The organism is Jezberella montanilacus, assembly GCF_003003055.1.
Classification (GTDB): domain Bacteria; phylum Pseudomonadota; class Gammaproteobacteria; order Burkholderiales; family Burkholderiaceae_B; genus Zwartia; species Zwartia montanilacus.
This window is the reverse complement of sequence record NZ_PVTV01000012.1, coordinates 330,932-346,722: the sequence shown is the minus strand read 5'-3', so window position 1 is coordinate 346,722 and position 15,791 is coordinate 330,932. Positions and strand designations below refer to the sequence as shown.

Genomic DNA, 15,791 nt, shown 5'->3' with positions numbered 1-15,791 from the left:
GAATTGTACACAGCATAAATTGAGCAAAATCGCCCGCTTAAACGTCACACCACGTATTCACAACCCTGTTTACCGGAAATCAATCGAAAAAGGTAAGTTGGTCAGCTTTCACCGACACCGTTACAATCCAAGCAATTCGCACCAGTTTGAGGTATTTCGCGTGAGCGCACAGCAACCCTACCTAGATAAAACCATTCTGATTACCGGCGGTGCTGGTGCCATCGGAAGCAACCTCGCCCGAGCGTTGGCAGAGGCTGGTGCAGCCAAAGTCATTATCCTCGACGACCTGTCTGCGTCTTACGAATGGAGCATCCCCAATTTGCCAAACGTCCTGTTTGTGCACGGGAGCATTACTAACGATATTGATTTAAAACGTGTTTTTCACGAAAAGCCAGAATATGTGTTTCATCTGGCGGCCTTTTTTGCCAACCAGAACTCAGTAGACTTCCCTGAAAAAGACCTGCTGGTCAGTCAACTCGGCACCGTCAAAATGCTTGAGTATTCAGTCTTGCAAGGCAATCTCAAGCGCTTTGTCTATGCAGGCTCAGGTTGTGCGATTTACGGTGCTCAAGCGCCTTTGCCGCTGAAAGAAGAGTTCATGTCCATGCACTTGACCACCCCTTATCAGATCTCAAAGATGGCGGGCGAGCTCTATTGCAATTTTTACTGGCACCACTACAACCTACCGATCGTTAAGACGCGGTTTTTTAACTCTTATGGCCCGGGCGAAGTGCCAGGCCAGTACCGTAATGTGATTCCCAATTTCATTTACTGGGCGATGAAAGGTCAACCATTGCCCATTACCGGCGACGGCAAAATGACTCGCGATTTCACTTACGTCATGGATATCGTCGATGCACTGCTCAAGGCAGGCATTGAAGAAAAGGCGATCGGTGCTGAGATGAATATTGCGTCAGCTAGCGAAACAGCAATTGTCGATATGGCAGAGATGGTTAACGAGCTAACCGGCAACACTGCAGGCTTGCTGTACACAGACCGTCGCAAATGGGATACAAAATCGCGCTTGCTGGCAAGCGTCGATCGTGCCAAAGACATTCTCGGTTACAACCCTCAAACTACCTTTGAAGACGGGCTTCGCACCACCATCGACTGGTTCAAAGCGAATTGGGACAATATCAGCAGAGATGCTGAATTCCCCCCAGGTATGTCTTCAGCTGTAAAAAATTACGTGTTGCGTCAGGGAACCGATCGTTAATGAAGCAGGTCGTCCAGAGTTACAAGACAGGTGAGGTGGCTCTTCGTGACGTACCGGTGCCTCAATGCGGCACCAAGCGCATTCTGGTGCGCAACCAGCACTCACTGATTAGCCTCGGCACTGAGCGCTCAACGATTGAGCTCGGTCGTAAATCCTTGCTTGGCAAGGCTGCGGCGCGCCCAGATTTGGTCAGACGGGCCTGGGATAAAGCCAAGAAAGAAGGCTTGTTAAAGACCTGGCAAGAAGCCATGGGTAGACTAGATACGCCCACCCCTCTTGGCTATAGCGGCGCTGGCGTCGTTGAACAATGCGGTCTTGCTGCAACCGAATTCTCGCCGGGAGATCGCGTCGCTTGTGTCGGTCAGGGCTTCGCCTCGCACGCTGATTTTGTAGCTATCCCTGTCAATCTTGCCTGCAAAATCCCCAAAGAAGTCTCTTCTGAAGAAGCGGCCTTCGGCATGCTGGGCATTATTGCTCTGCACGGGATTCGAAGCGCTAATTTGACGTTCGGTTCGCGTATCGTTGTCATGGGTCTCGGTTTACTTGGCCTGCTCACGATTCAAATGCTGCGTGCCTATGGGTGCGAAGTGATTGCAATTGACCCCGCCCAAGACAAAGCTGACTTGGCTAGGCGCTTGGGGTTTGCCCACATCACCACCGACTCTGCCGAACTTGATACACTGTGCAATCACGTCACGGGTGGGGTGGGTGCGGATGCTGTCATCATCACTGCATCCACCAAAGATCGGGGCCCGGTAGATCAAGCAGTTCAGTTGTCGCGGCCCAAAGGGCGTATCGTGGTGGTTGGTGTGGCTGATATTCACCCCGATCGCAACGAGCTCTGGCAGAAAGAAGTCGACCTCGTCGTGTCTAAGGCGGCTGGGCCCGGATCCGTTGATCCCGTGTATGAAATCGAAGGCGTCGATCTGCCGATTGGCGAGGTTCGTTGGACTCAAAAGCGCAACCTACAAGAGTTTTTACGCCTTGTCGCTGATAAGAAAGTAGATGTTCAGTCGCTGATTACCCATCGATTTGATATCGCTCAGGCCGAGAGCGTTTATACACAATTCGTTGCTGGTGAGCTTGTGCAGCCCATCGGGGTTTTGCTGACTTATCCTGACCAGGCACTTATCGAGCGGCACTTACCAATCACGTCAGTACTTGCCAACAAAAAGAGCCCAAGCGCCAGCGTGTCAGTCGGTGTGATTGGTGCTGGGTTATTTGGTAAGGCGCTGCTATTACCCGCCTTGCAGTCCCAAACTGATGTCGCGTTACACACCCTCGTGACAGGATCTGGCGCAAGCGTTGAACACAGCGCGAGAAAATTCGGTTTTGCTAACCAAGCCACTGAATCGTCAGCCGTTTGGCAAAATCCCGAGATCGATGCGGTGGTGGGGCTTACCCCACACAGCAATCACGCCAAACTCGTCAGCCAAGCCATCGAACATGGCAAGGCGCTGTTTCTTGAAAAGCCGCTTTGCACGACTGAAGATGAACTCGCTCAATTGCGCGAACAAGCTGCAGCAGCTGAGGCACTGCCCATCATCTTTGTCGGTCATAATCGCCGCTACTCACCCCACACCGTACAGATGCTGAAATGGCTTGCAACGCGTCAAGCACCGCTGGTTTTGCAGATGCGAATCAATACTGGATTTGTGCCGGCATCGCATTGGGTACACAGCGAGGATGAAGGCAGAAGTCGTGTGGTTGGTGAAATGTCGCACTTCATTGACTTGATTCAATGCTTGGCGCGTGCGAGCATCGTCAGGGTTGCCGCCGAACGGATCTCAGGCGACAACAGCAGTACCGTCAACAATGACAACATCGCCCTCAGCTTCAAACTCGACGATGGCTCAGTCGGGTCTATGATTTATTCAGCCTCTGGCGATAAAGCGTATTCACGCGAAATGACTGAAATGTTTTTCGACGGCAAAACCATCGTTTCAAGAGATTTTCGGGTGAGCGAATTGCACAAAGGTGGCAAAACCGAAACCTTTAAAACCAGCAGTCAAGAAATGGGCTACGCGCAAGAGCTAAAAGCCTTTGTTGATTGTGTGCGTGGTAGGACCGTGGCTGATGTGTCGACAACAGAAATGTTTAGCACCATGGATGTCATCTTCGCTATCGAATATGCGCTTGCCACTGGCCAAAGCGTCTCGCCTTCAGCCACGAGGGTGATGTCGGCGTGAACATTCTGCTGGTCACAGACTCTTACCCCCCTGAGATCCGCTCAGCGTCACACTTGATGCTTGAATTGGCGCAAGAGCTTTCGGCTCGCGGGCACAAGGTCACCGTGATCACCACCTGGCCTGAATACAATCTCGATCAAAACGTCACGCTGCGCACCTTTGACGAGTCAGAACTTGAAGGCGACATTCGCGTCATTCGGGTCAAGACGCTGCCACACCATAACGTCAATTACATCCTGCGAGGCTTAGCGCAGTTGATCATGCCCTGGCAGTTTCTGCGTAAACTTAAACAGTACAGAATCAAGCCAGACGCAGTTGTGGTCTACAGCCCCCCTCTGCCGCTAGCTCTGGTCGGTAGTGCGCTGAGAAAGCGGGGTGTTCGCTATCTGCTAAACGTTCAGGATTTGTTCCCGCAAAATGCGATTGACTTGGGCATTTTGCGCAGTCCTCTTCAAATCAAATTATTCAAAGCGCTTGAGAAGCACGCCTATCAAACTGCAGACGTCGTTACGGTGCATTCTGAAGGTAATCGGGCTGTCCTCGAAAACGAGCATCCTGGCATCAGCGGTCACCTTAAGATCTTGCACAACTGGGTCGATATTGATCATCACACCAACGCAAGCGGTGAAACGAATGATCCGACACACGACTATCGAACTAAATGGGGAATCACCCATCGCAATGTCGCCGTGTTTGCGGGGGTGATGGGGCCGTCGCAGTATCTTGATTTGATTTTGAATATTGCCGAGCAAATGCAAGATCAAACCGACTTGCTGTTTTTGTTAGTCGGGGATGGTAAAGAAAAGCAACGATTGCAAGCCTTGGCACAAAGCAAAGGCTTGAGCAACGTACGGTTTGAAGGCTTTGTGTCGCGCGAGGCTTATCCGAAGTTACTGGATGCCTGCACGATTGGTTTGGTGTGCCTTAGCCCGCAAAACAAAACACCAGTGGTGCCCGGTAAGGTTTTAGGGCATATGGCCGCTGGGTTACCCGTTGCTGCGTTCTTGCAATTGGCAAGTGACGGGCATCAGTTGATCATTGATGCTCAGTGCGGGGTGTCTGCAGACTCATCAAATACTCAAGCGTGTATCGACGCCATGAAAACGCTCATTTCGAGCGACAATAATTTGCAACAACTAGGACAATCAGGGCAAAATTATGCCATGACGCACTTCGCAAAAGAGGTTTGCGTCACCCAACTGGAGAAAATGCTAGCCGCTTAGCTTGGATTAGAACTGTGAGTAAATCAAAACAACTTCCCGAGAAGAAGGAAGCTTATTTATTTTTTTTGTGCAGCGGCCTTACTGTTTTATGTGGACTACTTTTGCTCAGCAAAATGTACCCCTTACACATAAACAGTCATACCGCGCACGGTCAAGATCCAGCCTATCAATATTTATTCGCTGGCATCGACATCTTGCGGGGACACGCACCCTACCATACCGATCATCCTGGGACACCATTACAGTCACTAATCGCGTGCACGACTGCTACCCTATGGGCGTTAATGCAAGTTGCCGGGCTTGAAACCTATGGGATATTTGATTCAGCACTCTTGCATCCAGAGCTTTACTTAGGATCAGTCAGTTTTGTTTTGCTGCTACTGTCTGGTGCAGCTATTTACTATCTCGGTACACGAGTTTATCGAGTCACTGGTAGTTACCTGCTCTCAATCGGCTGCCAGTTATCACCACTTTTGTTTCCAGCTGTCGTGCCAAATCTGGTTTTTCCAACACCAGAGGCACTGCTAATACCCATTGTGATTACCCTTCTGGGGGTAATGACGCCCATCATCTTCTGCAAGGACAAGTCGACAGAAAAGGACTCTCTGGAAAGTTACCCAGCTGCAGGCCTGCTGTGCGGCATCGGAGTCGCAACAAAAATTACCTTTTTGCCGATCCTCGCCATACTGTTTTTATTCAAACCGTCCTCAGTCATTTTGAGGGCCTTTATTTTTGCAGTGATCGGCTGGCTCATAGGTGTCGCACCTATATTTGAACGCTTGCCATCAATGTTTTCATGGTTTTATCAAGTGCTTAGCCACTCTGGCGCTCATGGAGAAGGGTCGCGCGGCTTGATAGACTCACATCAGTTCAGTATGGCGCTCAGCTGGTTAGCACGCAATTTTGAACTTTACTATTACACACTCATTTTTTTAGTCACTATCGTGGTTCTCAGTCTAGCTAGACATTGGCTCGTTCAAGATCGGCAAAACATTAGCGCGAACTTACCTGAAAGCACAGACCGCATAGATTTAAGAGTGCCCGTTGTCTTGGTGCTGATTATGTCGGCACAGACAGTCATGGTCGCAAAACACCCTGGTGTAACTTACATGATCCCTGCTTTACCCTTCGCTATCTTGGGTGGCGCCTGGGTCATCAACAATCTAGCTTTCTTTCGGATACAAGGTGAGACGAAACACTGGATCAGCGTCATTTGGTTTGTCTGCGTCTTAACCATATCGCTCGTGTCCTTTACAGAAGCAACTTCTACGCTCGCAAAAAACCAAAACAAAGGTCAGCGTTCTTATGAAGCAATCAATAACGAGTTAAAAAAATACAAAAATCCAGTCCTTGTTGGCGCATTCAACTGCAACTTTATTGAATGTGCAGAATGGTTCGGCATGTTGTTGGTGCCAGAAATGGAATTAAGAATGAAGCAAGTTACCCCAAATTTTCTGCATTTCGATATTTTTAATAAAAGACTGCACGTACCCGGTATCGGTGAGTTGACCGAAGATGGGCTGCGCACGACCATTAATGAGCTCATCGCACAAAATAGGGATGTTCTTTTGATTTCCCCCGAGTTTGATCAACTACATAAATTTGAGCTCGAAAAACTGTTGAGCACAGAAATACAAAACTTGTATCGAATCAAAGGGCTCGTCCGCCAATAAGTTCGCTAAAGTGCGGGTCTGACCGTACCATTGCTATTGATTAGGCTGCCCAACAATATCAGCAAACTTTGAGACTAAGTACTGGGACGCGCCATTCGTTAGGTGCCCGTAGTCCCATGTCATCAATGTATCAAGCGATTCGCCATATCTAGTCAAACACCCTTGCTCATCACACAGAAGTTGTCGAGGTGATATGTAGTCAATACTCAAGGATGCGGCAGTCATGGCGATTTGCTCATCTACTTGGACAACCTGTGGATTTAATCCCAGTGACATTTTCCGCGGTACCGCAGGCTGTTGAGACTCTCTATAGTGTCGATAGATTTGTTTAAGCAAACTGTCGTGCCACTGGGGAACCGGCCCGACGACAACAATCTTCTCTACGCCGCTAGACCGAAGCGAAGCGACAGTTTGACTGAGATCTCTCGATTCATAAAATAACCAATTCGCCGAAAGAATAACAATCTGCGGTTTATTTTGAGAGACCCACCGTTTTGCATATTGAATAACCTCGTCGCAAAGACGGCCCCCCATTGACCTTGATTCCACGTCAAATATCGGAGGGCAGCCCCCGGCAGTCCTCTGAATAATATTCACTTTTTCACCAAAACGCTTACGTAACCCTGGATATAAATGTGACGCGTGCGAGTCTCCGATTAACAAAGCAAATTGCCTGCCTTCGACGGGATTGTCGTTGCACTTAGAAAAGTCCTGTGCTGTCTGACCATCCACGAGAAAGCAAGTACCGACTCGGGTTTGAATGCTGTGATCAAACTCAATCGCTGATAACTGCTGAATGATGGGTGGCATTCGCGACGGAATCCCTTGCAACAAATAGATGATGAGGCCTGCCAATCCAATTGACGCAATTGCGGTCAGCAGCGTGGTCGTTAGGCCGACTGACAGCTGCCGTCGTCGTATAGGTTGTTCAACATACTTGTATGTGACCCATGCCGCAACCATCGAAATCAAAACGATCGCTACTCGGATACTTCGACTGAGCGGCTCACTGGCGTCGATTTGTGCAAAAGTTAATAGCGGCCAATGCCAAAGATATAAGGGATAGCTAAGCAACCCGACCAGAACAAGCGCACGATGAGATAAAAGGTGCTTATTAATAATCGCATCCGAACCGGCCCAGAGCAGTGCGGCTGTCCCGCCAACAGGCAATATCGCCCACCACCCGGGGAAAACAGAGTTAGGTGATAAAAGTACCAGGGACAGAACAATGGCTGCGAGCCCGATAATCGACATACTGTTTTTAACGAGCCGAGACAGTGAGCATTTCGCCAAGTCGTGATGACTTTGGGCAAGCACAAGCAACCCTCCAACGCTCAGCTCCCAAAATCTAGTCAAAGGCGAATAGAAAGCCGCAGACGTATCTGCACCAATCTGAAAAACACTCAGGACAAAAGAAGCCAATGTCAGCAACAATAAGGGCCGTCCTCGAGCTTTGCTCAAGTGACCTATCAGATACAGTACTAAAGGATAAAAAATATAGAACTGCTCTTCGATACCCAGACTCCAAAGGTGAAGTAGTGGCTTGGAGTGGCTGACTGGATCAAAGTACCCTGCCTCTTGCCAAAGGGTTAAGTTAGACACAAACGCCGCGCCCGTCGACACATGTTTGCCCAATTGTGCGTATTCCTTAGGTAACTCGAGAAACCAGCCGGCGACAAGGCAAGACAAAAGAATCAGCGACAGTGCTGGGAATAATCGTCGGACACGACGAGAATAAAAATCGATGAAGTTGAAACTTTTTTGATCTAGAGCTTTAAAAATAAATTTTGAAATCAGAAAGCCTGAAATCACAAAAAAGATATCAACACCGACGAAGCCGCCCTGTATTCGTCCGGGAAATGCGTGAAATCCTACTACAGCTAAAACAGCGATAGCGCGCAAACCGTCGATGTCAGCTCGATAGCTTTCTGGGATATCAGCTTCGCTTAAATACGGGCGAGGTTCGGACATGATTCAAACATATCGAGCTATTTGAGGAATACTTGTTATTTTGAAAGCTTGGTTACTTTTTTATACATACGCTTTGATCAATCGTGCGATTGACCCAAACAAGGCCGTCAACGCCCTCGTATACTCTCTCGAAATCAAGCGACGAGTCCAAGGTTGCGACGAGCGGATCGTCTCGCTTTTCTATTAATACGATTTGCGCATCACCCTTCATTGCTTGTACCTCAGACTCATACGCTGAGTTTACAAACCCGGTGCCAAATAGAATTTGTCTTGGCAACCACCGAACCTTAGTATCGAAGTACAAAACAATGTTCCAAGGTTCATCTGCATAAACTTGGCAGGTTGGAGGATACGCTTTCGTCTTTGCGTACACTGCTTTATTGATATTTGATCTTGAGTTTATTTCGACGCCATCGAAATAGTTGATGAGTAACCATGCCCTCAGATAAAAATATGTACAACTAAGAATAATGATACTCAAGAATATCAATGAGTTCTTTAGCCATTTCCAACTCAGGCTTGGAATAGATCCCAAAACAATTAGCAAAGTCGGGATAAATATTGGTGACAAAAACCTATTATCAAAAAAAACTTTTTTGTCGTAACAACACATAATGAAAGCAAGAAACGACAAATAGAAAATAATGAAAACTCCTGCGCAGCCTCTTAATATTTTCGATCTGTTAGAACGAGTATTAAGGCACTGCTCTTTTAAGCTATTTGGCAGCAACAGTCGTACGAACGGCGCGACCGATAACAAAATAGCGAGCAATAGCGCCAAGCCAGTAGCCATCAAAAGCCCATCTGGAATTAACCCTGGAAACTTACTCGACGATGGATACAGCCATCGACCAAAATTCTCCAGGCCGATGACGAATTTAGCCGTGTTGATTTCAGGATATTGCAAAGTTCGTACGATTGCGCTGTTGTCATCGATCGCCTGATGGCCCGATAGCCACAACATCATTAAGATCGCTGGGACAACGACCTGACACCCTGAGCGTATTAACTTTATCCAGATATTTGATGATTTCGTCAATGCGAACACAACGACCATATTGATCAAAGCGACATTGATACCGATGTATCGGGTCATCACAGCCATGATGGCAAGACCAATCAAACCTAATTCGATCACGTCGATTTTACTTGACTGCTTCACCAGCAAAACGCGTATTAGAAGCAAGTCCAATAAAACAAAGATGATAAGAAGAGGTTCACTCCAGACGTAAAAGTCAACCCACAGAAGCACCTCATGCAGACTAATTAAAAATGCCAGCACGTATGACACAAGGGGCCTGAACGTAGCATATTGCATCAGTAGTCGAGCGATTAAAATAAAATTAATTGCTATCAAAAGGGCATGTAACAACCGTGCGCCAAAGAAGACATTACCCCCAAACGGAAAGCCAAAAATGGCCAGAACAAGTGAATAAAGGGGTGGCCATTGGACGCTGGCAAAGGCCCAACCGTAGCCTTTCAACAAGCCATCAGCTGCTTTGACATATGCAGTAGAGTCTGGGCTTAAGCCCAACCCGTATCGCGTTGCCGTAAACAACATTGCAAATAAAGCGATACTGCCGCTCAGTGGAACAATGAAAGAAAATCTCGACTGAATGTTACGTAGCATGGGGATTCTTAAAATTTTGAGGCTGACCCTGAACAGATATTAAAATGGTTGTGAGGTTTCATCGAGCACTTATTCAAACCTTATCCGATCAGTCACGCAGTCAACCGCCCGTTAAGAGAGAGTTCGCAGTGGCCATGAATACCAATGAACAAAGACCAGTTGCCGCACATGATGAGATTGTACCTACGGGTTTTCCACCTGATCATGAGTTAGCCAAACTCGACGTTTACCAAAGTTATAAAAAATCACCATACCTTTCTCTGAAGCATTCCTCCTACTTCCAGGTGTATGCTGACCTTTTTGAACGATATCGAGGTAAGGAGATAACGTTCGTCGAAGTCGGTGTTTTAAATGGTGGTTCGCTCTTTATGTGGCGTGACTATTTTGGGCCAAAAGCCCGAATCATTGGCGTTGAGCTCAACCCATTAGCAAAAAAATGGGAAAGTCACGGTTTTGAAATACACATTGGCAGTCAGAGTGACCCCGTTTTCTGGGATGATTTTTTTAAAAAAGTCGGCACGGTAGACGTGGTCTTGGACGATGGTGGCCATACCTACGAGCAACAAATCGTTACTGCTCACTACTGCATCCCAAATGTTAAAAATGGCGGGTTACTAGTCGTTGAAGATACCCACACGAGCTACATGAAACCATTCGGCTATCCAACAAAATATTCATTTGTAGAATGGGCTAAAAAACTGGCCGACAATATCAATGCTCGCTTTCCAAACTTAGATCATTCAAGTTTGATCTACAAAAAGTATATTTATTCGATCAGCTTTTTTGAATCAATCGTCAGCTTTACGATCGATCGCAGCAAATGCTTTGACAGTTCACCGACTTCAAATGGGGGGGTGACGTCCAATGCGGTCGACTATTGGAGTAAAGATACGCCAATTGAAACAATCACCTCAATCGCAACGGCTGAGCGACGATTGTCTACCTCGCTAAATATATTGAAATATATCCCGTTCGCGCGGCGCGTAAAGCGGTTTGTGTTTGAAACCCCTAAGTTACTGCTTATGCAAAACAGTTTGCGCAAATTGAAGCGTTATTTCTAACTAATAATCATTGCGGCATCGAAATCACTAAATATTCATCTTATTGAATATGAACTTAGGCAAATGTCGAATAATCATCATAATTACCCTCCACTTTTGGGGCGCGTAAATAAGGTCTGACCCTTTCGCAACGCTCGATACAATCGCGGCAGCGACTTCCTCGACAGGGGCGAGTTTTGCTCCTTTTTCTTTCAAGACCAACGTCATGGGGGTATCGGTCGGGCCCGGCTTTATCAGGACGGCTCTCACCTCACTGCCCACCAGTCTATGTTGTAGACCCTGCATATATCTCGTCACCAAACCTTTCGCTGCGCCGTATACATAATTTGATCGCCGACCCCGGTCACCAGCAACAGATCCAATGACCGCAACCGTACCGTGATTGTTCGCAAGCATCTTGGAAGCAAACGCTTCAGCGTACAGAACCGGCGAAACACCGTTTAACATCAGCTCGCTTTGGCATAGCGTCAAATCATTTTGGCAGCGTTCTTGGTCGCTTAGTGACCCGTGCGCAATCAATGCAATGTCAAGACGTTCGTCGCTGGATATCTTGTCAACAGTCAATTGAATGCCAGCAGGCGTTTCAAAATCCCCAAGCCGAACAGAAATCTGCGAGCTTTGACTGCGCACGCGCAAATCTTGCGCTAGGCGCTCAAGCTTTTCGAGATCTCGACCGACTAGCGTCATATCTACTTCACTACCCTCTAACCATTGCCTTGCGCAATGGGTAGCAATGGCTGAGGTAGCACCGATAATGACAATTCGTTTCTTTTGACTCATTGTTATATTCCAAATAGGCGTCGCGACATGTCTGAACTGATGCCAGGATCTCGATACTTGATAAGCTCTTGAAACCTTGGGTAACCACTTTCAAATAACGACTTAGGCATTCGAGCATCTTTAGCAAGATAAATCCGACCCTTAGCCTCACTTATGATCTGATCTAGCCGCTCAAACAATTTAAGCGTTTTTACGCCCTTGTTCGGGAAATCTAATGCCAAAGTCACACCGGGTTGCGCGAAACTCAAGAGGCCGACTGACTCTCGATCACCGAAGGTCTTTAACACTGCTAGAAATGAGCCTTCACCAGATTGGCCAATTTGCTTAAGCATTTCAGTGATTGCGTCCTGGCCCACATCTCGGGGTACCACGCTTTGATACTGGTAGAACCCTTGAGGACCATACATTTTGTTCCAGTCTTGCAGATTATCCAGGGGATAAAAGAATGGCTGATAGTGCACGGTCGTTTGTTCACCCGCTTTACGCTTGTTCAACCAATAATATGCTTCGTTAAATGGCCTCAGGGTAAGTTTATTGACCAATGAGATCGGTGGAACAAAGGGGATGCGAGACTGCTTTTTCTTAAGGCGTGCTTCAGCAATGACAGGGCGATGGTTTCCTCGCATGAACAAACCTCTACCGCCATTTCCAGCAAGACAATCTATCCACGAGACCGTATGTTCCCAATCGGCTTCAGAGTCATCCGCAAGTTTGAAAAACTCGACAATATTGGCGTAAGGGATTGTTTCAGTCGTCAACCACGGGCCAGGAACTCTCTTGAGCTGTATTTCAGCCTCAACAATCAAACCGGTTAAGCCAATGCCACCAACGATCGCAACAAACCAGTCGTGGTTTAGCTGAGGCCCGCATTCGATCACTTCGCCATCGGTTCTCAACAGCGTTAGGCGAGTGATATGGTCCGAGAAGGATCCCTGTCGGTGATGATTCTTGCCATGGACATCATTGGCAATTGCGCCACCAACGGTAATCAACTGCGTACCCGGCGTGACAGGCAACATCCAGCCATTTGGCACGACCAAGGCTTGAATATCCTTGAGTAAGACGCCAGCCTCGCACCTTAAAAGACCCGTTTGCTGATCAAACGAGCTGAAATAATCGAGGGCTCTCGTGGCCCAAAGATAACCGTCCTGATTTAAACAAGCGTCACCGTAGCTTCGACCGTTACCAAATGGGATACCCGGCTTGGCCAACTTGATCGCATTCGCTGCGTGAGAAATACTTGAGCAATATTTCACTTCGTAAGAGGCTCGGCTTAATCGCCCCCAAGATGAAACGGGTCTCACGACACACCACCCATTACTCGATTCCTTATTGTTTTACGCGCCCGCGGATTAATGCGAAAATAGATCGTTATTTCAACGACTGCGGATTTTAACCCCCATGCACGTCAACGACTCAAAAAAACCAGCAGGGGCGCTTGTTAAAGATCTCTTCAAGCTTATTCGAATTAAACAATGGGTCAAAAACGGGTTTGTATTGGCTCCGTTGCTCTTTACGGGACGGTTCACCAACCCTGCATCACTTAAAAGCGCAGTCTTAGCTGCTGTGCTTTTTTGCCTAGCGTCATCCGCAACCTACATTGTTAATGATCTCAAAGATATCAATCGAGATCGCCTGCATCCAACCAAGTCTAAGTCTCGGCCTCTAGCTGCTGGGACCATCCCCATATCACTGGCACTTTGTGTACTTGTCTGTCTTTATGGTGGCCTGATCGCTGGCTATATCGTTGAGCCCAAAGTTATCATGGTGATCGTGGGATATAGCTGTCTGAATTTAGCTTATACGTTTATTCTTAAGCACCAGCCTGTGGTTGATATTTTCACGATCGCAATCGGGTTCGTTCTTAGGGTTCTTGCAGGTGCAGTCGCACTGAATGCGCCCGTCTCTGGCTGGATGTTTGTGACCACACTTTGCCTAGCCTTATATTTGGCCGCGATTAAGCGTAGCCAAGAACTCAGTCTTAGTGGCACTGAGGGCCGAGCAGTCTTATCCAAATACACAAAACCGCTTGTTGACAAATACGCAGAGATGTCCGCCACTTGTGCGCTGGTGTTCTACAGTATGTTCGTGATGTCCAGCCGCCCTGAGTTGATCGTGACTGTACCCCTCGTACTATTCGGGCTCTTTCGCTATTGGTATGTCGTGGATGTACTGGATGCGGGTGAATCACCAACAGACGCTTTTTTGGCAGATTGGCCACTATTGATAACGATCGTCGTGTGGTGCGCCGCCTGCGCATGGGCACTTTGGCCAGCCTGAAAATGGATCTTTCATACATTCTGACCCCATTTATCGCCTGGCTGGTCGCTGGTTGTCTAAAATTTCTTGTCAATAGCTTAAGAGCCAGGCGATTAGCGTTCAACTTGATTGGCTATGGCGGGCTTCCCAGTAACCATAGTGCCATTGTCTGCAGCATGGTTACACTGATCGCCCTCAAAGAAGGGATTCAGCATCCCGCGTTTGGGGTCGCAGTTACCTTAGCTTTTATCGTTATGCTTGACGCCTCAAGTTTAAGAAAGCAGGTTGGTAAGCAAGCTGCTGCAATCAACAAACTATCTCAACCCTTTGACGACGGTCAGTCTCGTTTAAGAGAACGCATGGGGCACACTCGTATCGAGATCCTGGCAGGTGCCATCACTGGCGCGGGTGTCGCCAGTTTAATCGTGGCATTGCAAATGGGGATTGTTTGATTGCAAAGGCAAAGAGAATGGCAAAGAGAACCCACGCAGAGAATTCTTTAATAAATTGTTGAAATAATTCAATCGAAAATGTTGATCGACCAATATTAAAAAACACATTGATATTGACCAAGCCGAAAACACCAGATGCCCTGAAGGCCTCCATCCACATGGTTAGTGACGCACAAATTAGCCCAATAGTCGCTACTCGACTTGCAAACGAATCTGAAGCGTTCGCTTTTTGAATATCAAAAAGTAAAGGCATGGCAAATATAAAAAACACCCAGCGATAGTCATAATTGCTATTGAGTGCGTAGGTGGCAAATAATATCGACAGCCCAAAAATGAAGATTACGTAGTTGAACCTCGAACTGCTGGGTTGTATGTCAGCGGATTTCAAACGAGATGCAAGGGCTATGGCACCAACTGCGACGACTGCGATAAAGCCACTAAACAACCACAGTGTGGGGATCGATAATATCCAAGGGTAAGGGCGCCCAACATACGCTAGCAAAGCTCTCGCCCCGGTTGCATAAAAGTCCAGGGGTTTAGGGGCAATATCCTTAATCAATAAGAGCTCATTTAGATTGGTCGTCAACCAAATCGCAAATAGACTGATCGTGACGAGTTTGAAGACTATCAACTCTTTTATATTGCGCTTAAGAATAATCAAAGATGAAGCGAGCAACACGGATGGATAAAATTTTAAAAGTGCTGATAAATAAATAATCACCAGGCTAGACACTTGGGCAAATCCATCTCTCTTCGCATAGAGAAGCGCACTAACAGCTAATAAGCTAAAAACAATTAAGTCGTTGTTGGCGCGTTCAATCCCCAAAGTAACGGCTGGTGAAAATAAAATTAGGCAACTCTTTGCAAACTCACGCTTAGACGATGGCTTAAGCAACATGACCGCGATAGCCATGAAAACAATATCGACAATAAAGCCCTTTGAAAATAAATGGGCTGACCCAAGCCCCAACTGGCCTAGAGAAAGCCAGAGACTCCCGTACACGTGGACTCGACCCGCCACGTCACAGGGGTTGGTCTCAAAGACGTTAATGCCACGCCCGTTGCAGTCTATGGCGCTCAAGATCGCGTGAAGATCTGCAAACAGGGGCTCCATATGCGAAACCCCGACATGCGACCAAAGCGCATATCGAGTCAATACAAAGAGGTAAAGAAACCAGAACACGAATAGCCCTATTGATAAGCGATAGCCTTGATAAAACCCGCGAAGCTTGATTCTATTCATGTGTATACTTTGGGGCTAAATATCGGGTAGCGGTACGGTCAACTTCAGCGCCGAATATACGCTACTCGCCTCGGGTGCTTGGATATCTAATGAA

The 15,791-nt window shown here is 47.4% G+C and carries 13 protein-coding genes; 8 read left to right on the top strand and 5 right to left on the bottom strand.

Annotated features, from left to right (window positions below):
- Positions 1-160 precede the first annotated feature (160 nt).
- The 4 genes from BCM14_RS07440 to BCM14_RS07425 all read left to right on the top strand — a co-directional run bounded on the left by BCM14_RS07440 (position 161) and on the right by BCM14_RS07425 (position 6,301).
- Entirely contained in the window at positions 161-1,216 is a 1,056-nt protein-coding gene (locus tag BCM14_RS07440) for an NAD-dependent epimerase/dehydratase family protein (protein ID WP_106227427.1), read from the top strand.
- A complete protein-coding gene (locus BCM14_RS07435) occupies positions 1,216-3,405 on the top strand; it encodes a bi-domain-containing oxidoreductase (RefSeq protein WP_106227360.1) in 2,190 nt (729 codons plus the stop codon). Before BCM14_RS07440 ends, BCM14_RS07435 begins: the two co-directional genes overlap by 1 nt.
- Positions 3,402-4,628 carry a glycosyltransferase family 4 protein gene (locus BCM14_RS07430; RefSeq protein WP_106227359.1) on the top strand — a complete coding sequence of 409 codons (1,227 nt, stop codon included), beginning with the start codon at positions 3,402-3,404 and terminating at the stop codon, positions 4,626-4,628. Before BCM14_RS07435 ends, BCM14_RS07430 begins: the two co-directional genes overlap by 4 nt.
- A gap of 113 nt (positions 4,629-4,741) precedes the next feature.
- Entirely contained in the window at positions 4,742-6,301 is a 1,560-nt protein-coding gene (locus BCM14_RS07425; RefSeq protein WP_106227358.1) for a glycosyltransferase 87 family protein, read from the top strand.
- Positions 6,302-6,334: 33 nt separating this feature from the next.
- On the opposite strand, the gene BCM14_RS07420 is transcribed toward BCM14_RS07425, so the two are convergent.
- A complete protein-coding gene (locus tag BCM14_RS07420) occupies positions 6,335-8,272 on the bottom strand; it encodes an acyltransferase family protein (protein WP_106227357.1) in 1,938 nt (645 codons plus the stop codon).
- A 52-nt stretch (positions 8,273-8,324) separates the two neighbouring features.
- Complete coding sequence (locus BCM14_RS07415) at positions 8,325-9,902, bottom strand: hypothetical protein (protein ID WP_106227356.1); 1,578 nt, start codon at positions 9,900-9,902, stop codon at positions 8,325-8,327.
- Positions 9,903-10,036: 134 nt separating this feature from the next.
- Here BCM14_RS07415 and BCM14_RS07410 point away from each other — a divergent pair, with 134 nt between their 5' ends.
- Positions 10,037-10,963 (top strand): class I SAM-dependent methyltransferase, encoded by a 927-nt coding sequence (locus BCM14_RS07410; protein ID WP_146129738.1) that lies wholly within the window; start codon positions 10,037-10,039, stop codon positions 10,961-10,963.
- Between the two features lie 27 nt (positions 10,964-10,990).
- On the opposite strand, the gene BCM14_RS07405 is transcribed toward BCM14_RS07410, so the two are convergent.
- Positions 10,991-11,743, bottom strand: coding sequence for an SDR family NAD(P)-dependent oxidoreductase (locus BCM14_RS07405; protein ID WP_106227355.1), 753 nt, complete (start codon positions 11,741-11,743; stop codon positions 10,991-10,993).
- Between the two features lie 2 nt (positions 11,744-11,745).
- Positions 11,746-13,047: an FAD-binding oxidoreductase gene (locus tag BCM14_RS07400; RefSeq protein WP_106227354.1), complete on the bottom strand. Its 1,302-nt coding sequence runs from the start codon at positions 13,045-13,047 to the stop codon at positions 11,746-11,748.
- Between the two features lie 97 nt (positions 13,048-13,144).
- Here BCM14_RS07400 and BCM14_RS07395 point away from each other — a divergent pair, with 97 nt between their 5' ends.
- Together BCM14_RS07395 and BCM14_RS07390 are read left to right on the top strand one after the other, a co-directional pair.
- The gene (locus BCM14_RS07395) at positions 13,145-14,023 is read left to right on the top strand and encodes a decaprenyl-phosphate phosphoribosyltransferase (RefSeq protein WP_106227353.1); all 879 of its coding nucleotides are present in this window, start codon (positions 13,145-13,147) and stop codon (positions 14,021-14,023) included.
- A 2-nt stretch (positions 14,024-14,025) separates the two neighbouring features.
- Complete coding sequence (locus BCM14_RS07390; protein WP_106227425.1) at positions 14,026-14,454, top strand: divergent PAP2 family protein; 429 nt, start codon at positions 14,026-14,028, stop codon at positions 14,452-14,454.
- Here BCM14_RS07390 and BCM14_RS07385 read toward each other — a convergent pair.
- On the bottom strand, positions 14,399-15,457 hold the full coding sequence (locus BCM14_RS07385) for a hypothetical protein (RefSeq protein ID WP_146129737.1): 1,059 nt from the start codon (positions 15,455-15,457) through the stop codon (positions 14,399-14,401). The two genes, BCM14_RS07390 and BCM14_RS07385, sit on opposite strands and share 56 nt — an antisense overlap.
- Between BCM14_RS07385 and BCM14_RS15150 the strand changes: the two genes are divergently transcribed.
- Positions 15,458-15,643: a hypothetical protein gene (locus tag BCM14_RS15150; RefSeq protein WP_146129736.1), complete on the top strand. Its 186-nt coding sequence runs from the start codon at positions 15,458-15,460 to the stop codon at positions 15,641-15,643.
- The last annotated feature ends 148 nt before the right edge of the window (positions 15,644-15,791 follow it).